20 protein-coding genes are annotated in these 18,844 nt (G+C 44.4%); 18 read left to right on the forward strand and 2 right to left on the reverse strand.

What is annotated here, in order from left to right; translation table 11 throughout:
* Positions 1-45 precede the first annotated feature (45 nt).
* From NE638_RS08565 to NE638_RS08615, 11 genes are all read left to right on the forward strand, one after another.
* Positions 46-918, forward strand: coding sequence for a phosphoribosylaminoimidazolesuccinocarboxamide synthase (locus tag NE638_RS08565; protein WP_015527192.1), 873 nt, complete (start codon positions 46-48; stop codon positions 916-918).
* A gap of 177 nt (positions 919-1,095) precedes the next feature.
* The gene (gene srtB, locus NE638_RS08570; protein WP_173746033.1) at positions 1,096-1,914 is read left to right on the forward strand and encodes a class B sortase; all 819 of its coding nucleotides are present in this window, start codon (positions 1,096-1,098) and stop codon (positions 1,912-1,914) included.
* A gap of 32 nt (positions 1,915-1,946) precedes the next feature.
* On the forward strand, positions 1,947-2,669 hold the full coding sequence (locus tag NE638_RS08575) for an NAD-dependent protein deacylase (protein ID WP_173746034.1): 723 nt from the start codon (positions 1,947-1,949) through the stop codon (positions 2,667-2,669).
* A 49-nt stretch (positions 2,670-2,718) separates the two neighbouring features.
* On the forward strand, positions 2,719-2,913 hold the full coding sequence (locus NE638_RS08580) for a DUF951 domain-containing protein (protein ID WP_022426426.1): 195 nt from the start codon (positions 2,719-2,721) through the stop codon (positions 2,911-2,913).
* A 115-nt stretch (positions 2,914-3,028) separates the two neighbouring features.
* Positions 3,029-3,316 (forward strand): 30S ribosomal protein S6, encoded by a 288-nt coding sequence (gene rpsF / locus NE638_RS08585; RefSeq protein WP_015527189.1) that lies wholly within the window; start codon positions 3,029-3,031, stop codon positions 3,314-3,316.
* A gap of 73 nt (positions 3,317-3,389) precedes the next feature.
* Positions 3,390-3,848 carry a single-stranded DNA-binding protein gene (locus tag NE638_RS08590; protein ID WP_015527188.1) on the forward strand — a complete coding sequence of 153 codons (459 nt, stop codon included), beginning with the start codon at positions 3,390-3,392 and terminating at the stop codon, positions 3,846-3,848.
* Positions 3,849-3,896: 48 nt separating this feature from the next.
* Positions 3,897-4,160, forward strand: a complete 264-nt coding sequence (gene rpsR, locus NE638_RS08595; protein WP_021651398.1) for a 30S ribosomal protein S18 — start codon at positions 3,897-3,899, stop codon at positions 4,158-4,160.
* A 173-nt stretch (positions 4,161-4,333) separates the two neighbouring features.
* Positions 4,334-6,382 (forward strand): DHH family phosphoesterase, encoded by a 2,049-nt coding sequence (locus tag NE638_RS08600; protein WP_022426425.1) that lies wholly within the window; start codon positions 4,334-4,336, stop codon positions 6,380-6,382.
* Between the two features lie 2 nt (positions 6,383-6,384).
* Entirely contained in the window at positions 6,385-6,831 is a 447-nt protein-coding gene (rplI, locus tag NE638_RS08605; RefSeq protein WP_015527184.1) for a 50S ribosomal protein L9, read from the forward strand.
* Positions 6,832-6,834: 3 nt separating this feature from the next.
* Entirely contained in the window at positions 6,835-8,163 is a 1,329-nt protein-coding gene (gene dnaB, locus NE638_RS08610; RefSeq protein WP_015527183.1) for a replicative DNA helicase, read from the forward strand.
* A gap of 226 nt (positions 8,164-8,389) precedes the next feature.
* On the forward strand, positions 8,390-8,959 hold the full coding sequence (locus tag NE638_RS08615; protein ID WP_022426424.1) for a MerR family transcriptional regulator: 570 nt from the start codon (positions 8,390-8,392) through the stop codon (positions 8,957-8,959).
* A gap of 46 nt (positions 8,960-9,005) precedes the next feature.
* Here NE638_RS08615 and NE638_RS08620 read toward each other — a convergent pair whose 3' ends face one another.
* A complete protein-coding gene (locus tag NE638_RS08620; protein WP_015527180.1) occupies positions 9,006-9,176 on the reverse strand; it encodes a DUF362 domain-containing protein in 171 nt (56 codons plus the stop codon).
* Positions 9,177-9,384: 208 nt separating this feature from the next.
* On the opposite strand from NE638_RS08620, the gene NE638_RS08625 reads away from it, so the two are divergent.
* Positions 9,385-9,585 (forward strand): DUF1858 domain-containing protein, encoded by a 201-nt coding sequence (locus tag NE638_RS08625; RefSeq protein ID WP_015527179.1) that lies wholly within the window; start codon positions 9,385-9,387, stop codon positions 9,583-9,585.
* A gap of 106 nt (positions 9,586-9,691) precedes the next feature.
* On the opposite strand, the gene NE638_RS08630 is transcribed toward NE638_RS08625, so the two are convergent.
* Positions 9,692-10,459, reverse strand: coding sequence for an adaptor protein MecA (locus NE638_RS08630; protein ID WP_021651393.1), 768 nt, complete (start codon positions 10,457-10,459; stop codon positions 9,692-9,694).
* Positions 10,460-10,818: 359 nt separating this feature from the next.
* Between NE638_RS08630 and NE638_RS08635 the strand changes: the two genes are divergently transcribed.
* From NE638_RS08635 to NE638_RS08660, 6 genes are all read left to right on the forward strand, one after another.
* Positions 10,819-11,088, forward strand: coding sequence for a hypothetical protein (locus NE638_RS08635; RefSeq protein WP_227573883.1), 270 nt, complete (start codon positions 10,819-10,821; stop codon positions 11,086-11,088).
* A gap of 185 nt (positions 11,089-11,273) precedes the next feature.
* Positions 11,274-12,923: a glycosyl hydrolase family 18 protein gene (locus tag NE638_RS08640; protein WP_173746035.1), complete on the forward strand. Its 1,650-nt coding sequence runs from the start codon at positions 11,274-11,276 to the stop codon at positions 12,921-12,923.
* 82 nt (positions 12,924-13,005) lie between these two features.
* Positions 13,006-13,728, forward strand: a complete 723-nt coding sequence (locus NE638_RS08645; protein WP_021651390.1) for an N-acetylmuramoyl-L-alanine amidase — start codon at positions 13,006-13,008, stop codon at positions 13,726-13,728.
* A 69-nt stretch (positions 13,729-13,797) separates the two neighbouring features.
* The gene (locus tag NE638_RS08650) at positions 13,798-15,795 is read left to right on the forward strand and encodes a hypothetical protein (RefSeq protein ID WP_173746036.1); all 1,998 of its coding nucleotides are present in this window, start codon (positions 13,798-13,800) and stop codon (positions 15,793-15,795) included.
* Entirely contained in the window at positions 15,785-16,495 is a 711-nt protein-coding gene (locus NE638_RS08655; protein WP_173746037.1) for a glycosyltransferase family 2 protein, read from the forward strand. The genes NE638_RS08650 and NE638_RS08655 overlap by 11 nt, the downstream gene beginning before the upstream one ends.
* A gap of 18 nt (positions 16,496-16,513) precedes the next feature.
* The gene (locus NE638_RS08660) at positions 16,514-18,772 is read left to right on the forward strand and encodes a DUF2298 domain-containing protein (RefSeq protein ID WP_173746038.1); all 2,259 of its coding nucleotides are present in this window, start codon (positions 16,514-16,516) and stop codon (positions 18,770-18,772) included.
* Positions 18,773-18,844: the final 72 nt, after the last annotated feature.

Genomic DNA, 18,844 nt, shown 5'->3' on the forward strand with positions numbered 1-18,844 from the left:
TGTCGAAAACAAAAATCAAATAACCGAATGATGAGGTGTGAGAACATGCAGGAATTAAAACCAATCAAAGAAGGTAAAGTACGTGAGATCTATGACAATGGAGACAGTCTGATCATGGTTGCAACAGACCGTATCAGCTGCTTTGACGTAATTCTGAATAACGAAGTTACAAAGAAAGGTGCTGTACTGACCCAGATGTCCAAATTCTGGTTTGACATGACTGAGGACATTCTTCCGAACCACATGATCTCTGTAGATACCAAGGATATGCCGGAGTTTTTCCAGCAGGAGAAATTCGAAGGAAAATCCATGATGTGCCGTAAACTGAACATGCTGCCGATCGAGTGTATCGTACGTGGATACATCACAGGAAGCGGCTGGGCAAGCTACAAGGAGAACGGCACTGTATGCGGCATTAAGCTTCCGGAGGGACTGAAGGAATCCGACAAGCTGCCTGAGCCGATCTACACACCATCTACCAAGGCTGAGATCGGTGATCACGATGAGAATATTTCCTTTGAGCAGAGTATCGATCATCTTGAGAAATACTTCCCGGGAAAAGGACGCGAGTATGCAGAAAAGCTTCGTGACAACACCATTGCTCTTTACAAAAAATGTGCAGAGTATGCACTCAGCAAGGGAATCATCATTGCAGATACAAAATTCGAGTTTGGTCTTGATGAGGACGGAAACATGGTCATCGGTGATGAGATGCTGACACCGGACAGCTCCCGTTTCTGGCCGGCAGAAGGCTATGAACCAGGACATGGTCAGCCATCCTTTGACAAACAGTTTGCACGTGACTGGCTGAAAGCCAATCCGGACAACGACTGGACACTTCCGCAGGAGATCGTTGACAAGACTATTGAGAAATATCTCCAGGCATACAAAATGCTTACAGGAAAAGAACTGGCCTGAAAAATAACAGCAGCTCTGAAATAGAACATACCTTACAAGCCGCTTCGGATACCCATTCCGAGGCGGCTTCTTTCTGTATAAAACAGGACAAAAACAAAACGGTTGCAAGAAAACGGAGGGATATTTATAATAAATACAGAAACCAGATGATCCTGACAGATTTAAAGGAGTGTGATTATGAGCAGGAAAAACAAGGTGAAAAAGAAAAAAACAGTTGGAGATCATATTCTGACGATCGTTCTGATCGTGGCAATCTGTATTTTCTGTTATGCAGCTTTTAACCTTTATCATATTTATACAGAATATAAAAAAGGAACCGATGAATATAACAGCATTTCCGAAATGGCAGTGACAGAACGTGATCCGGACCAGGTGGAAGAGATAGATCAGCCGGATGAACAGCCTGTAGCACCTGTGAGCATTGATTTTGATTCTCTCAGGAGTATCAATGAGGATGTGATCGGCTGGATCTATATGGAAGCATTGCCTGAGATCAGTTATCCGGTGGTACAGGGAGAGGATAATAATTTTTATCTGCACCAGACATATGAGAAAAATTATAATTTTGCGGGAACGATCTTTATTGATTATGAGAACAAAAGAGATTTCAGCGATTGTAATACCCTGGTGTACGGACACAACATGAAGAATGGTTCCATGTTTGGAATGCTGAAAAAGTACAGAGCGGATGAGACGCTTTATAATACCAGCAAATATTTCTGGATCCTCACACCGGAAAAAGATTACCGGTATGAGATCATTGCAGCGTATACGACTTCTGTAAACAGCGATACGTATACCTTATTTAAAGGACCTGGCAAAGAGTTTCTGGAATATGAGAAAAAAATGTTCCAGAATTCGGAGATCAGAACAGATGCCATTGCAAGTGAAGCCAATGTGAAGGATAAGATCGTTACATTATCAACCTGTACCGGCAATCAGGCAACACGTTTTGTGGTACAGGGAAAAAGAGTGAATGCGGTGAACCCACAGTAGAGCTTTTGCGGATAAGTTTGGGAGGAAATGATATGGGAAATGAGATAGAAAAATTACAAAAGATCATTGATGAGAGCAGAAATATTGTATTTTTCGGCGGCGCAGGTGTTTCAACAGAAAGCGGGATCCCGGATTTTCGAAGCCAGGCCGGACTGTATAACCAGAAATATGATTACCCGCCGGAGACGATCTTAAGCCATACATTTTTTATGCGAAAACCTGAGGAATTCTTTAAATTTTACAGAGATAAGATGCTTTGTGATACTGCAAAACCGAATGCGGCACATCTTAAGCTGGCGGAGATGGAGCAAACAGGAAAGCTGAAGGCTGTGATCACTCAGAATATCGATAATCTTCACCAGATGGCAGGAAGTAAAAAGGTCCTGGAGCTTCACGGAAGCGTTTACCGAAATCATTGTATGAAATGCGGGAAATTCTATGATTTTAAATATATGAAGGAATCGAAAGGTGTTCCGCGGTGTAGCTGCGGCGGCATGATCAAGCCGGATGTGGTCCTTTATGAGGAAGGGCTGGATGACTATACGATCCAGGAATCAGTAAGAGTGATCTCAGAGGCGGAGGTGTTGATCATTGGGGGAACTTCTCTGGCGGTATATCCGGCAGCAGGCCTGATCGATTATTTCCGGGGAAATCATCTGGTGGTGATCAATAAGGCACCGACACCGAGGGATAAATATGCGGATCTTCTTATTAAAGAACCGATCGGGCAGGTGTTTTCTCAGATAAGAGTCTGAAAATATGGGAACCTGGGATGATCTGCAAAATAAAAATGAGGAGTATCAAATGGGATTAAATTATGAAGTTGGAGATATTGTCACACTGAAGAAGGCTCATCCCTGTGGCAGTAAAGAATGGGAGATCCTTCGCGTAGGAGCGGATTTCCGCCTGAAATGCAAGGGCTGTGGACATCAGATCATGGTGGCACGTAAGCTGGTTGAGAAAAATACACGAGATTTGAAAAAAATTGAAAAAAATTAAATTTATGCTTTACATCACGGGAGAGATGTGCTAGAATCAACAATCGTGATATATTTCATATCCTTGCTCTTTGACAGGCAAAGGGCCAAAAGACCATAAGGAGGTTAAGACAAGCATGAACAAGTACGAGTTAGCATTAGTTGTGAGCGCTAAGCTTGAGGACGAAGCACGTGACGCTGTAGTTGAGAAAGCAAAAGGCTACATCACACGTTACAACGGCGTGATCACAGAAGTTGAAGAATGGGGTAAGAAGAAATTAGCTTACGAGATTCAGAAAATGCATGAAGGCTTCTACTATTTTATTCAGTTTGAAGCAGATTCTCAGTGCCCGGCGGAGATCGAGAGACATGTCCGCATCATGGACAATGTATTAAGATACCTGGTTGTCAAGAAAGAGGCATAATTTTTGCAGCGGATTTTTGAAAACACCATTAAGAACCTGTTCAGTTAAGTGAAATCATAAGAGAGGTAGAACGATGAACAAAGTAATATTAATGGGACGCTTGACAAGAGATCCTGAGGTAAGATATTCCGCAGGAGAAAATGCCCTGGCAATCGCCAGATATACACTGGCAGTTGATCGCAGATTCCGTCGTGACGGAGAGGCAAGTGCAGATTTTATCAGCTGTGTTTCTTTCGGACGTACAGCAGAATTTGCGGAAAAGTATTTCAGACAGGGACTGAAAATTGCAGTTACGGGACGTATCCAGACAGGAAGCTATACGAACCGTGAGGGACAGAAGGTTTATACGACAGAGGTTGTTGTTGAGGATCAGGAATTTGCTGAGAGCAAAGCATCAAGCGACAGCTATGCAGCAGCTCATCCGAGAACAGAGGCAGCACCTGCAACGTCTATGCCGAGTCCGAGCGCAGCAAGCGCCGACGGCTTCATGAACATTCCAGATGGAATTGATGAGGAGCTGCCGTTCAATTAGAACATCTGATCAAGACAGATGAGACGAATAAGATAGGAGGAAACAATCATGGCTTACAATAGAGGCGAGAGACCAGATTCTCCGATGAAGAGAAGAGGCGGACGCAGAAGAAAAAAAGTTTGTGTATTCTGCGGTAAAGAGAATAACGAGATCGATTACAAGGATGTAGCAAAGTTAAGAAAGTATGTTTCCGAGAGAGGTAAAATTCTCCCGAGAAGAATTACAGGTAACTGTGCGAAACATCAGAGAGCACTGACAGTTGCTGTTAAGAGAGCACGTCATATGTCCCTGATGCCATACGTTCAGGACTAATTCTGATCTTATACGGGGTCGTTGCGAAACAGATGAGCAGTCATCTGGAGGCAGCGGCCTTGTTTTTTTTATGAGCAAAATAGATTTTATCATTGCTATGGAATTATAATAAGGAATCTGGTATAATGTTAAATAACTTGTGGGTTAAATTACATTAAGAACAGGAAAAAGCAATGAACAACAAAGTTAAATTCAAGGGGCCTATGAAACACTTCATGCGCTGGCCGCTGTACCTTTCGGTCCTGGTCGTGCTGCTGGACCTGCTGGTGTTTATTGTAAGTGTAAAGGCCGGAATTCTGGTGTCTGTAGGTACTGTGATCTATATTTTTATCGCAGTACAGCTTTTTCGATATCACAAACCGCTGATCATCAATGATATGATCGCATTTGCCAATCAGTATGATGTGGTAGAAAAGCGGATGCTGGAAGAACTGGCGCTTCCTTATGCCATTATGGATATGGAAGGCCGCATGATCTGGTCCAACCGTATTTTTTCAGAGATCACGGGGAGAGATCAGTTTTATAAAAAAAATATCAGCACAGTTTTCCCGGATATTACTCCGGACAAGCTTCCTGTAGCCGATGAACCGGAAATTTCTGAGATGAGTATACATTTCGGGGATCGGATCTATCGGGTTTCCATGCAGCGGGTGACTATGGGTGAAGTAGTCAGCCATGCGGATATTCTGGAGAATATGTCCCAGAATGTCAGTCTGATCGCCATGTATCTTTATGATGAAACAGAGCTTAAGGAATACATCCAGAAAAATGAGGATAACAAGCTTGTTGTAGCACTGGCTTATCTGGATAATTATGAAGAAGCACTGGAGAGCGTGGAGGATGTGAGAAGATCTCTGCTTATCGCACTGATCGACCGAAAGATCACCAAGTATTTTTCCAACTTTGACGGCCTTGTGAAGAAACTGGAGAAAGATAAATATCTTCTGATCATGCGCCAGAGTTCACTGGAAACACTAAAGGAACAGCGTTTTCATATCCTGGATGAGGTTAAGACGGTTAACATCGGAAATGAAATGGCTGTGACATTAAGTATTGGAATCGGTCTGAATGCTTCTACGTATATCCAGAATTACGAATATGCCAGAATTGCCATTGAGATGGCACTGGGCCGTGGCGGTGATCAGGTAGTGATCAAAAATGAAAATAATATTACCTACATTGGCGGCAAGGCACAGCAGATGGAGAAATCAACCCGAGTGAAGGCACGAGTGAAGGCTCAGGCTCTGAAGGAATTTATGAGCACCAAGGATCGAGTGGTGGTTATGGGACACAAGATCACAGATGTGGATGCTCTGGGAGCTGGGATCGGTATTTACCGTGCCGGTAAGACTCTTGGTAAGCCGGTGCATATTGTAATCAATGATCCGACCACATCCATTCGGCCGCTGATGAGTGGATTTATGGAAAATCCGGATTATGAGCCGTCCATGTTTGTGGACAGTAATCAGGCCAAAGAACTGGTGGATAACAATACGGTAGTAATTGTGGTGGATACCAACAAGCCAAGCTATACCGAATGCCAGGATCTTCTCTATATGACAAAGACCATTGTGGTATTGGATCATCACCGCCGCGGCAGCGAGGTGATCCAGAATGCAGTTCTGTCCTATGTGGAGCCATATGCATCCTCAAGCTGCGAGATGATCGCAGAGATCCTGCAGTATTTTGCAGACGGGCTGAAGCTTCGCAGTATTGAGGCGGACTGTATTTATGCGGGTATCATGATCGATACCAACAACTTTACAACAAGAGCGGGTGTGCGTACCTTTGAGGCAGCAGCATTCCTGCGCAGATGCGGAGCAGATGTGACACGTGTACGTAAGATGCTCCGGGATAATATTGATTCCTATAAGGCGAGAGCGGAGGCAGTTCGTACTGCGGAGATCTACAGAGATTATTTTGCCATTGCAAGATGTCCGAGTGAAGGCCTGGAAAGTCCTACCGTTGTAGGAGCACAGGCGGCCAATGAGCTGCTCAATATCGCAGGAGTCAAGGCATCTTTTGTTCTTACCAGCTATAATAATGAGGTTTACATCAGTGCCAGAGCCATTGATGAAGTGAATGTACAGGTCATGATGGAACGGATGGGCGGCGGCGGACATCTGAATATTGCCGGTGCACAGGTGAAAGACACCATGGATGAGACCGAAAGAATGCTGAAAGAAATTATAGACCAGTTATATCAGGAAGGGGACAAATAGAAATGAAAGTAATTCTTCTGGAAGATGTTAAATCCCTGGGTAAAAAGGGACAGATCGTAAATGTAAGTGACGGATATGCAAGAAACATGATCCTGCCAAAAAAGCTTGGTGTTGAAGCTACATCCAAGAATCTCAATGACCTGAAACTCCGTAAGGCAAATGAAGAAAAGGTTGCACAGGAAAATCTGGACGCTGCCAAGGCATTTGCAGAGGAGCTTTCCACAAAGGAGGTTATCCTTACTCTGAAGGTAGGTGAAGGCGGAAGAACATTCGGTTCTGTATCCTCAAAAGAAATCTCAGAGGCAGCCAAAAAACAGCTGAATCTTGATATCGATAAGAAAAAGCTCCAGCTGGAGAATCCGATCCGTAACCTGGGTGTTACCAATGTTCCGGTACGACTTCATCCGAAGGTAACCGGAAGTCTCAAAGTCTGGGTAAAAGAGGCGTAATCAATGGAAGAAGCACTGATCAAGAGGATTCTGCCTCACAGTATTGAGGCAGAGCAGTCAGTGATCGGATCCATGATCCTGGATCGTGATGCGATCCTGGTGGCTTCCGAGATCCTGACCAGTGATGATTTTTATCAAAAACAATATGGCATCATTTTTGATGCCATGGTGGAGCTCTGTAATGAAGGACAGCCGGTAGATCTGATCACTCTGCAGAATCGTCTCAAGGAGAAAGAGCTTCCGCCGGACATCAGCAGTATGGAATATGTCCGTGATCTGATCGCAGCAGTTCCTACATCAGCCAATGTGAAATACTATGCCAATATCGTAAGCGAAAAGGCAGTTCTCCGTCGGCTGATACGGACTACGGAAGAAGTTGCCAATGCCTGTTATCTGGAAAAGGACAGTACGGAAACCATACTTGAGGAATCCGAGAAAAAGCTGTTTAATATTTTGCAGAGAACAAATGGCAGCGATTATGTGCCGATCCAGCAGGTTGTGTTGAATGCAGTCAGCAATATTGAGAAGGCTTCCAAGCTGAAGGGCTCCGTTACCGGGATCCCGACCGGATTTGTGGATCTGGATTATAAGACTTCCGGTATGCACGCGTCCGATCTTGTACTGATCGCAGCTCGACCTTCCATGGGAAAAACTGCCTTTGTATTGAATATTGCCCAGTATATGGCGTTTCGTAAAGATGTGACCGTGGCTATTTTCAGTCTGGAGATGTCCAAGGAGCAGCTGGTAAACCGTCTTCTTGCTATGGAATCTCACGTGGATTCCCAGAATCTCCGTACCGGAAATCTGAAAGATGAGGACTGGACGAAGCTGGTAGAAGGAGCGGATATTATCGGTGGCTCCAATCTTATTATTGATGATACACCTGGAATCTCCATTGCGGAGCTTCGTTCCAAATGCAGAAAATATAAGCTTGAGCATAATCTAGGGATCATCATGATCGATTATCTTCAGCTGATGAGCGGAAGTGGAAAATCGGATTCCAGACAGCAGGAAATTTCAGATATTTCACGATCGCTGAAAGCGTTGGCAAGAGAGATCGATGTACCGGTAATTGCGTTATCACAGCTTAGCCGTGCAGTGGAACAGAGACCGGATCACAGGCCGATGCTTTCGGATCTTCGAGAGTCCGGAGCTATTGAACAGGATGCGGATGTGGTCATGTTTATCTATCGAGATGATTATTATCACAAAGATACCGAGAAGAAAGACATTGCGGAAATTATCATAGCCAAGCAGAGAAACGGTCCGATCGGAACTGTGGAGCTGGTATGGTTGCCGAGATATACCCAGTTTGTAAATATGAAAAAATAGAGCCGTGCAGACGGTAAATGAAAGGCTGTCAGGATGAAAGCTTATAGTTATCCTGATGGCCTTTTGTATTTTTGTCTGTGTGATCGTGGAGTTCGGGATGCTATGGATATAGGCAAAGAGTCATATTTGGTAAAATTATGTCAACCGATTATTCTTGCTATTTCTTGATCTCAGGGGTTATACTGTAGACAGCAGCAGTGAATCTCTATATAAGGGGGCGTTCACAATGGAAAAAAGATATACAGTCAGACAGGCCGTAACACTGACCGGAGTGAAATCTTATGTCCTGCGTTACTGGGAGGAAGAACTGGAGCTTCGGATCGGACGCAATGAACTGGGACATCGCTATTATACACCGTTTGATATCCAGCTTTTTCTTAAAATAAATGAGCTGAAAAGTAAAGGACTTCAGTTGAAAGCAATCCGTACACTGATCCCACCGGAGGCAAGAAAGGCAGATACACCGGATTTTTCAGAATCTGGTATCAGGATCCTGGATGGAGAAGCTGTTGAGCTTGAAGATATCCCAATGAAAAAAACGGGATCTGAAAAGGAGTTCATGGAAAAAACGGAATCCGGGAATACAGAGAAGTGCGGAGCAGATAACGATAAGATACTGGAGTTTCAAGAAATCATGGAACGCCTGATCCGTGAGGAAATGCAAAGAAAGAAAGAAGGAGAGTACCGGTGTCGTTCTCTGGATGAAGCGATCCGCAGGCAGCAGCAGGCAAGAAGAGAAGCGGCAGCTTCCTGTGAGGGAAAAAAGAATAAAAAAAACAGAAAAGGCTGCCGGTAAACCGGTAGCCTCATTCATTATAGCAGCTTATCAAGCTAATGATGCATTACTCAGCAGAGATAGCACCAACTGGACAGGCCTCAGCGCATGTTCCGCAGTCAACACAAGCGTCTGCGTCGATTACATAATGCTCGTCTCCCTGAGAAATAGCCTCGTTCGGGCACTCACCCTCACATGTTCCACAGCTAACGCACTCGTCAGAAATTACATATGCCATAATTGATATCCTCCTTTTAAATTGTGTATTATATGTATCCCCTACCAGGGATTCTATTCCCATTCTAATATATCTGCATAAAGAATACAAGTATAAATTTATAAACAAAACTGAAAATTCGTAACCCGTTGATTCCATTCCGGATTCGTATTATAATAGCAGAACGGAATGAAAATATTTCGATAAAACAGTAAAGGAGAATACAATCATGGCAAAAGTTACAAAGAGCATGCTGATCGGAGAACTGCTCACTGTAGACCCGAATATCGCACCGATCCTGATGAGAGCAGGAATGCATTGTCTTGGCTGCCCGTCTTCACAGATGGAATCTCTGGAAGAAGCAGCAATGGTCCATGGCCTGGACGCAGATGTCCTCGTAGCTCAGATCAATGATTTTCTTGGTGAGTAATAAACAGAAGCTTTTTTGCTGAAACAAAAGGACCGCTGTCGGGAAATGCAGATCATATGGATCGCATTCCGACAGCGGTTTGTTTGTCTGTAGGATATTTGGTTTGTCAGATATTCAGAAGCTTCTGAAGTGCATGATCAGCGATCAGTGCACAGTGCTCTCTGAGGTAGGCTTCACCGGCTGGTGTGAATGCGCGGCCGATGCCATACTCGGAAAGGATATTGCAGACCTTGTTAAATTCTTCAGGTGTACAGTCTGACTGATGAAGTACCAGCTGATAGACACCGTCTTCTCCTTCACGATAGAGAGTATTATCACCGGTAAAGAAACCATTCATACCATGAGATGCGGCAATAACATCATCCAGCCCCGGGAAAGAGTACAGGCGTATAAGCTTTACAGAACTCTCAGCCGGTTGCTGTGATGCATCCGGAGTTTCTGTTGCCTGAGAGGCGGAAGTTTCCGCCCTTTTTTCTTCCGGTTTCTGTGAAAGATCCTTAAGCTTGGATTCACAGAGCTTCTGGAAGATATCGATGATATTGTCAGCGCCATCGATCTCTACGGTATCGGAAGGTTTGTTGCCCTTGAAGGGTGCAAATTTGGAAAAACGTGTATCCAGTTCTTCAGGATCTTCCACTTTAGTGATAATGAGGATAATACTTTCGGCATTGACAGGAATAGCCTCAATCATCAGAGGAATATTATCTGCTTCAAAACCAAATTGTATCTGTGCCTGCTGCATCATATCACGAAAGAGACGTTTGGCTTTTTCGGTACCGTATGCAAGTTCGCTGATACGGATCTGATGACTGTCCAGATCTTCTTTCGTCAGGGTACAGCGGATCTGATTTTCATTGATTTTTTCTATTTTCATATGATCACATCCTATAGGTAAATAAATTTAATCTTTTACATACTGTATTATATAACAGTTATACACAAGATGTAAAGATGCAGAAACCGGAGAAAAAAGAAAATTTCTGATTCTTTTATAAAAGACTTGCATCTGAAGGGAAATCAGGTATAATGAAAAGCAGAAAAGCTGTCTCCTCCCGGAAGCAAGAAGACAGTAACGATAACTTAAAGTCATATTTTTCTGAAGATAAGGATTCTGTGTGAAATTCATCGGCGAGTCTGTCGGTACACAGAGAAATTTCCCCCATTTTATTATTTATATTTTATTACAAGTATCATCCTAACAGGGAAGTTGCAGCTTTTCGAGAACCATTGCTGGTGTTTTCTGAAAATCTAACCAGGAAAGGAGGTCGGGATACGCCAAATATATCACAGGAAAAAAAGAAATCCGCAAAACCCCTTCGAAGGGAGCTGGAGCTTTATCGTGAGAACGGAGTTTCTCTTTATCTCGATGGAGCACCAAGCACTCCGAAAAAAATCGCAAAAGCCTGTCAGATTGCGGAAAACGGGGTCTATATGCGGGATTATACGGAAGATGAAGACGGCCATATCGCCTGTGTAAGCTTTGATCTTATTCGCAAAGAATGACCGTACATAAGAAAAAACGGTTCCCCGGATAACGATCATCCCCTGCACTCATGCATACCATACGGGGAACCGAAATTCTAAAGAAATTGTGAAAAATTATTAAAAGTCGATTTTTATAACGAAATGTAGACAAGATATGTTATAATGAAACAAATTATGACATTTTATACCGAAAGGAAAAAAACATGATAAAAAAACACATACCGGTCCTTGTGGTAGGTCTGCTGATCGTTCTGGTCGCTCTTGCCGGAGGGGCTGTTTACGGGATCAATAAGCTTATACCAAGCAGGAAACAGATGGATCTGACAGAATACTATGGCCAGAATGCAGACGGTGAGGCTGCGTTGATACTTGGAACTGAGAAACTGGAAGAGAAGGCACTTATCTCAGGAGAAGATGTATATCTTCCGCTGGATGTAGTGAACGGATATTTGAATCAGAGATATTACTGGGATAGCGAAAACAAGAAGATACTGTATGCAACACCATCCAGTCTCACAGAGGAAACGGCTTCAGATAAGGCAGACGGAAACGTGTGGCTGAAGGATGACACGGTTTATCTGAAACTGGATTATGTAAAAAAGTATACAGATATCGATTCTTATATAGAGCAGGATCCTGCAAGGGTTGCGATACAGTACAAATTTACCAATGTGGAGACCGTGACCACGAAGAAAGATACCGTGATCCGTTACCGGGGCGGGATCAAGGCGCCGATCCTTTCCAAACTGGCGAAGAATACAGTTCTCCGGCTGATGAATGAAGGAGAGGACTGGGATCAGGTGGCAACCGATGACGGTTACATCGGTTATATTCAGAAGAAAAAAGTAAGTGCTGTGGATACAACGGATTATGAAAGGGATTTTAAAACAGAGTCCTATACATATCTTACCATGGATGAGCCGGTGAACCTGGCATGGCACCAGGTTACCAGCACAGATGCAAACAGCTATTTCGCAGATGCGGTACAGAATATGACAGGCGTGAATGTGATCTCTCCAACCTGGTTTTCTGTAACAGATAACTCCGGAAATATTTCAAGTCTTGCATCTGGGGAGTATGTGATGCAGGCACATGAAAAAGGACTGAAGGTATGGGGACTGGTGGATAATTTTAATGAGAACATGAGTACCACAGAAGTTCTTTCAAAAACCAGTTCAAGGCAGAATCTGGAGAATCAGCTGATCACTTATGCACTGAAAGCAGGACTGGATGGAATCAATGTTGATTTTGAATCTTTGAGCGAAGGAGTAGGAATCCATTTCCTTCAGTTTTTAAGAGAACTTTCTATCCAGTGTCACGCCAATAATTTGGTACTGTCTGTAGATAATCCGGTTCCGGAAGATTTTACCAGTCATTATGACCGTGCGGAGCAGGGCAAGGTTGTGGATTATGTGATCATTATGGGCTATGATGAGCATTACGTAGGCTCCGATGCCGGTTCTGTGGCATCTCTGCCATGGGTAGAACAGGGGGTTAAGGATACGCTTTCAGAAGTAGCGGCTCAACGGACGATCCTTGCGATTCCGTTCTACACAAGGCTCTGGAAGACTACAGATGGCGGTGCACTGACAAGTGAGGCCATCGGTATGGATCAGGCACAGCAGACGATCAGTGATAACGGAGCAGAAACATACTGGGACAAGAAGACAAGTCAGAATTATGGAACCTATGAAGGGGACGGTGCCACATACCAGATCTGGCTGGAGGACTCTAAGTCTATTGCGGAAAAGGTTAAACTGATCAAAAAATACAAACTGGCAGGTGTGGCAGAGTGGAAGCTTGGATTCGAGAACAGCGGGATCTGGAGCGTGATCACAGAAAACCTGTCATAAACAGAAGAAAACATTGTGATCTTCACAATGCTAAAAACACTCCCGGCAACATATATTAAAATAAATATGCCGGGGGTGTTTTGTGTTGAAAAAACATTTCATAGAATTGGCAATGGCAGTTCTTATGCTGGTCTGTTTTTATATTCTGTCATGGGAAGCGGCAGAAACTGCAGGCAGACTTATAGATGTATCTGGAAATATAAAAGCAGATCAGGTGATCCTGGTGGATGCCGGTCATGGCGGTGTGGATTCCGGAATGGTGGGAATCGGTGGACTGAAGGAAAAAGGAATCAATCTGGATATTGCCATGAAGCTAAAAACGATCCTGGAAAAAAAAGGCCTTGCCGTAGTAATGACCCGGGAAGAAGATAAAGGTCTTTATGAAAATGGTACAAAAAATATGAAAGCACAGGATCTGCAGAATCGTATTGAACAGATCCGGAAATATGAACCGGTGCTTTCTGTGAGTATCCACCAGAACAGCTACAGTGATCCCGGAGTAAAAGGCCCGCAGGTATTTTATTATGAGGATTCGGAAGGCGGAAAAGAACTGGCACTTGCGATCCAGGAAAACATGAACCGGAAGCTTTCCATTGCACGGCCGCGGGTGGCAAAAGGAAACAGAACCTATTATCTTCTGAAGAGAAGTCCGGGTGTGATCAATATCGTAGAATGTGGATTTCTTACAAATCCGGAGGAAGCCGCCCTGCTTCAGACAGAGAAGTATCAGAGAAAGGTAGCAGAGGCTGTGGCTGATGGAATCGTTACATATCTGAAAAAACAGAAGGAAAACGAAAATAATTGAAAAAAATGTGAATAGCCTTTTCATAGGAAGGTGATTCTGCTATACTTTACGTGAATTAAGGAGAATCCTATGCTTGGAATCATTTATCTTATATTATGTATGTTAACAGGAATGGAAATGGCAGGATGTCTGTTTCCGCGTCAAACAACTGAAAGAGGAAACAGGATATGGGTGGTCCTGCCGGCAGCGTTTGGGATGGGAATCCTGATGCTGACCTGGGCAGTCTATATTCTTTCCTGGATGTTCAGCATATGCGCGGGGGCAGAGCATCCTCTTTTTTATGGAAATCTGATCGTATTTCTGGTAGATATCCTGCTGCTTTCGGGAATCTTCCGGTGGAAAAAGAAAAAACAGCAAAAAATGTTTGTGATATCTGAACGGATGATCAGCAGAAAATGGATCCTGAAAAAAGAGCTTCTGCTTTTTGGCATTTTGACGGTTTTTGTGACCTGGATGATGTTTTACGTTTTTCATATGAAAGACGGCATTCTGTACTCCGGCTTTTCGGTATACGGAGATTATGCACCCCACACGGCAATGATGCGATCTTTTTCAAGGGGAAATAATTTTCCTACCCAGTATCCGCATTATGGCGGGCAGGATGTGAAATATCATTTTATGTTCCAGTTCCTTGTGGGAAATCTGGAGTATCTGGGCCTTCGTCTTGATCTGGGATATAATCTGGTAAGCATCCTGTCTCTGGCGGGATTTCTTATGGTGCTTTACGGGATCAGCTACCGGATGTTCAAAAGCTTCTGGGCAGGGGCAGCTGCCATTGTTTTCTTTTTTTTTCGCAGCGGAACAGCGCTCTGGCGTTATCTGTGGGAACATCTTCAGGCGAGGGACCTTGTACGGACTCTGGAAGAAAATACGGCGTTTATCGGTTATACTACCAATGAAAACTGGGGATTATGGAATTTCAATGTATATCTGAACCAGCGTCATCTGGCTTTCGGCCTTCTGATGGCAGCTGTAGCGGTATGGATCTTTATGGATTGGGTGGAAGCCGGATGTAGTCACAAGGAGCAGGGCTTTTTGTGGGTCCGTAATCGCTTTTTTACAAAAGAAGCCTGGATCTGCAGAAATGTGGGTACGGCGATCCTTCTGGGGCTGTTTCTGGGATTAACTGCCTTCTGGAACGGGGCTGCGCTGATCGGCGGCCTTCTGATCCTTGCCGGACTGGCAGTGTTTTCTGACGGTAAGCTGGATTATGCGATCTGTGCCGGACTGGCAGTGCTTTTTTCGGAACTGCAGTCGAAGATCTTTGTGTCGGGAAGTGTTATGAGTCCATCCTTTTACTGGGGCTTTCTGGCAGACAATAAAAGCATTTCCGGTGTACTCTGGTATCTGGTGGAGATCAGTGGATTTTTCTTTGTGGGAATGATCGTGGCAGCAGTATTTCTGAAGAGAGGTCAGCGGGCAGTGCTGATGGGCTGTTTGCTTCCAATGGCATTTGCATTTCTGGTATCTCTGACTCCGGACATCAATGTCAATCATAAATATGTGATGATTTCCTATGCCTTTGTGACAGTTTTCTGGGGATGGATCGTAAGATGTGTTTTCCTTGCAGGGAAAAACAGCTGGAAGAAATGGGCCGGTCGCGCAGCGGCAGCGGTCCTTTGTATCTGTCTTAGTGCAACGGGAATCTATGATTACGTGATCATCTTAAGAGACAACGATTCCGCACACAGGATGACTGTAAATATGGAAAGCAGCCTGACGGACTGGCTCAGTGCAAATCTTAAGAAAAATGATCTTCTGCTGACACCGGAATATACCATGAACGAGGTCACTATGTCCGGTGCCATGCTGTATTGCGGATGGCCTTATTATGCATGGTCTGCAGGGTACGATACGGGCTATCGTGCCGGCCAGGCAGTGCTCATGTATACCACGGATGATCCGGAGCTACTGAAAGCTACCGTAAAACAGGAAAAGATCACATATATCCTGTTTGAGGAGGATATGGAATTTGAACAGCAGGAATGTCGTGAGGATATCATCAGGGAGACATATCCACTGGTGTATACCTCAGAGGATGGGAGAATAAGAATCTATGAAACATGACAGCTTATATATCATTATGCCGGCATATAATGAAGAAAAAAATATCGGGACCGTGATCGAGCAATGGTATCCGGTAGTGGAGAGGATCGGCGGGGACAGCCGCCTGGTGATCCTGAATGATGGCAGCAAAGATGCGACCTACAAAAAAATACAGAATTATCAGAAAAATCATGACCGTCTTATCGGAATCGATAAACCGAATGAAGGACATGGAGGAACAATCCTTCGGGGATATCGTTACGCAGTAGAAAAAGGTGCCGATTATATTTTTCAGACGGATTCAGACGGCCAGACACTTCCGGAGGAATTCTGGCAGTTTTGGGAAAAACGCAAAAAGTGCGGGCTTCTTATCGGTTACCGGCAGAAGAGAGAGGACGGGCTTTCCAGGATTTTTGTGACAAGAATACTGCGGCTTGTGCTTTTCCTTATTTTTGGAACCTGGGTAAAAGATGCAAATACGCCATATCGGCTGATGGAGGGAAAACAGCTCGCCAAAGTACTGAAGCGTATCCCAGGCGGATTTTTCCTTTCCAATGTGCTGATGACAGTGATCTATGAAAAACATCATCTTTATGTGGAATATATCCCCATCACATTCCGACCGAGACAGGCCGGAAAAAACTCTATCAACATGAAACGGATCATAAAGATCGGAAGACAGGCATTTGCGGACTTTATCCGTCTGCGGGGCAGAATCTGATACAGGAGGGACAGAAGGATGAAAAAAAAGATCAGAGAATTATTTCCGGAGCTGACTGCAGCAGTGCTCCTGACAGTACTTTCTGCGTATCTCCTGGGAGGAGATGTATGGACATTCTGGACCTGGTGGCTGCTTGCGCTGTTTATGGGAATGGTGGCAATGCCGGTCACAGGAAGGCTTTTTGGTGGTTTTGAAGACCGGGGCTGGCTTTTTTCAAAGGTACTTGCCATTGCGGTTACCGGATTTCTCACCTGGCTTCTGGTAGCGGTGGAAATCCTTTCTTTTACAGCAGCAGTGTGTGTAGGAGTATCTGTGGCTGTTGGCATTTTATGTGCTGTACTTTTTCATGTTCAGCTGAAGCATGGCATTGAATGTTATCCGTCAGGAAAGATGCAGCTGATCTTTCGGGAGGAGCTTCTGTTCTTTGGGATCTTTCTGCTGTGGACTTATCTGGCAGGATTCCGGCCACAGGCATATGGAACAGAGAAATTTATGGATTATGGCTTCATGGAGGCCATGATGCGGAGCAAAACTCTTCCTGCACGTGATCTCTGGTATTCGCAGGGAACTATCAATTATTACTATGGCGGGCAGTATTTTGCAGTGTTTCTTACGAAGCTTACAGGAAGCAGAGTGGAAGTGACTTATAATCTGATGCGTACCTTTGTGGCAGCGTTTGCCTTTGTGTATCCGTTTTCCCTGGTCCGTCAGATGACGAAGGACAGGCTGTATGGACGGCTGGATGGAAAGAAGAAATATATTCCTTCACTGGCAGGAGTTACTGCAGGTATTGCAGTATCTATCGCGGGAAATGTACATTATATCGTCTACCGTTGTGTACTGCCGCTGATCCGGAAGATACAGGGAGTGGCAGAAACAGCCAGCTACTGGTTCCCGGATGCAACTCGTTACATAGGGTATAATCCGGTGAATGACAGTGATAAGACCATACATGAATTCCCATGCTATTCCTTTGTTCTGGGAGATCTTCATGCCCATGTGGTAAATGTGATGTTTGTGACATTTCTGGTGGGAATGCTCTATGCATGGCTGAAAATGATCCGAAAAAGAGGGCCTGAGCCTGAAAAACAGGAACGCAGTGTTTTCTGGCTGGGGCAGCTTCTGATGCCGCACATCCTTCTGGCGTCCGTTTTTCTTGGTATGTTCCAGTGGACCAATTACTGGGATTTTGTGATCTATTTTGTAGTGACCGGTGGAGTTGTCCTGATCGCAAATATCATACGATTTGAGGGAAAGATAATCAGGATCCTGGCAGTGACGATCGTTCAGGCAGTGGAGATCATAGGTCTCTCTTATCTGGTGATCCTGCCATTTACATTGAAATTTGATACGATGGTACAGGGAGTGGCACTGGCACAGCATCATTCACTGTGGTATCAGCTTCTGATCCTCTGGGGGCTTCCGGTGCTCCTTACTGTTTTGCTGATCCTGTCTGTTATCACAGAAAAAATGAAGGGACTGAAGCATAAAAGTCTTTACAGGCTGCTGGAGGCGATCACAGTTCCGGATCTTTTTGCAGTGATCATGGGCTTATGTGCTATCGGACTGGTTTTGATCCCGGAGCTTGTATATGTGCGGGATATTTATGAAAATGGAAATGCCCGAGCCAATACTATGTTCAAGCTGACGTATCAGGCATATATACTTTTCGGAATGACAATGGGATATGGGATTTATCGTATGCTGGTGATATCCAGACAGAAGATCATCCGGATTCTTTCAGGGGTGGGGCTTTTTGTACTGCTCTGGACCGTGGGCTATTTCGGAAATGCCGTGCATTCCTGGTTTGGGGATGTCTGGAAGGTTTCGGAGTATCAGGGACTGGATGCAACTACATTTCTTGAGCAGGATTTTCCTCAGGATGCGTCGGCGATCCGCTGGCTGAAGCAGAATATCAAGGGCTCTCCTGTGGTGCTCGAGGCTAACGGGGACAGCTATACCGGATATGAGAGAGTTTCTGCATCTACGGGGCTTCCGACCGTACTGGGATGGTATGTGCATGAATGGCTCTGGAGAAATAATGTACCTGACCTCAATGAAAAAAGTGCGGACATCCAGACTATTTATACATCTACAGATGCAGAGACGGTAAAAAAACTGATCAGCCGTTATGATATTTCCTATATCTTTGTAGGAGGACAGGAAAAAGAAAAATACGGAACAGAGCTTAATGACCGTGTTCTTCAGAGTCTGGGAAGCATTGTCTTTGAAGATGATATGTCAGGAACCTACATTGTGAAAGTGGAGCAGGATTGACATTTTTTCCATAATAACGCTATAATGTAACTATTATGTGGCTATCTGTTAACGGATATGCTCAGCAGGAGA

The organism is Blautia sp. MSK.18.38, from assembly GCF_024460535.1.
In the GTDB taxonomy this organism is placed as follows: domain Bacteria; phylum Bacillota; class Clostridia; order Lachnospirales; family Lachnospiraceae; genus Blautia_A; species Blautia_A fusiformis.

What these genes read in the sequence shown, in the direction of transcription:
- NE638_RS08565 (WP_015527192.1), top strand. Translation starts at nt 46, where the DNA reads ATGCAGGAATTAAAACCAATCAAAGAAGGTAAAGTACGTGAGATCTAT.
- srtB (WP_173746033.1), top strand. Translation starts at nt 1,096, where the DNA reads ATGAGCAGGAAAAACAAGGTGAAAAAGAAAAAAACAGTTGGAGATCAT.
- NE638_RS08575 (WP_173746034.1), top strand. Translation starts at nt 1,947, where the DNA reads ATGGGAAATGAGATAGAAAAATTACAAAAGATCATTGATGAGAGCAGA.
- NE638_RS08580 (WP_022426426.1), top strand. Translation starts at nt 2,719, where the DNA reads ATGGGATTAAATTATGAAGTTGGAGATATTGTCACACTGAAGAAGGCT.
- rpsF (WP_015527189.1), top strand. Translation starts at nt 3,029, where the DNA reads ATGAACAAGTACGAGTTAGCATTAGTTGTGAGCGCTAAGCTTGAGGAC.
- NE638_RS08590 (WP_015527188.1), top strand. Translation starts at nt 3,390, where the DNA reads ATGAACAAAGTAATATTAATGGGACGCTTGACAAGAGATCCTGAGGTA.
- rpsR (WP_021651398.1), top strand. Translation starts at nt 3,897, where the DNA reads ATGGCTTACAATAGAGGCGAGAGACCAGATTCTCCGATGAAGAGAAGA.
- NE638_RS08600 (WP_022426425.1), top strand. Translation starts at nt 4,334, where the DNA reads ATGAACAACAAAGTTAAATTCAAGGGGCCTATGAAACACTTCATGCGC.
- rplI (WP_015527184.1), top strand. Translation starts at nt 6,385, where the DNA reads ATGAAAGTAATTCTTCTGGAAGATGTTAAATCCCTGGGTAAAAAGGGA.
- dnaB (WP_015527183.1), top strand. Translation starts at nt 6,835, where the DNA reads ATGGAAGAAGCACTGATCAAGAGGATTCTGCCTCACAGTATTGAGGCA.
- NE638_RS08615 (WP_022426424.1), top strand. Translation starts at nt 8,390, where the DNA reads ATGGAAAAAAGATATACAGTCAGACAGGCCGTAACACTGACCGGAGTG.
- NE638_RS08620 (WP_015527180.1), bottom strand. Translation starts at nt 9,176, where the DNA reads ATGGCATATGTAATTTCTGACGAGTGCGTTAGCTGTGGAACATGTGAG.
- NE638_RS08625 (WP_015527179.1), top strand. Translation starts at nt 9,385, where the DNA reads ATGGCAAAAGTTACAAAGAGCATGCTGATCGGAGAACTGCTCACTGTA.
- NE638_RS08630 (WP_021651393.1), bottom strand. Translation starts at nt 10,459, where the DNA reads ATGAAAATAGAAAAAATCAATGAAAATCAGATCCGCTGTACCCTGACG.
- NE638_RS08640 (WP_173746035.1), top strand. Translation starts at nt 11,274, where the DNA reads ATGATAAAAAAACACATACCGGTCCTTGTGGTAGGTCTGCTGATCGTT.
- NE638_RS08650 (WP_173746036.1), top strand. Translation starts at nt 13,798, where the DNA reads ATGCTTGGAATCATTTATCTTATATTATGTATGTTAACAGGAATGGAA.
- NE638_RS08655 (WP_173746037.1), top strand. Translation starts at nt 15,785, where the DNA reads ATGAAACATGACAGCTTATATATCATTATGCCGGCATATAATGAAGAA.
- NE638_RS08660 (WP_173746038.1), top strand. Translation starts at nt 16,514, where the DNA reads ATGAAAAAAAAGATCAGAGAATTATTTCCGGAGCTGACTGCAGCAGTG.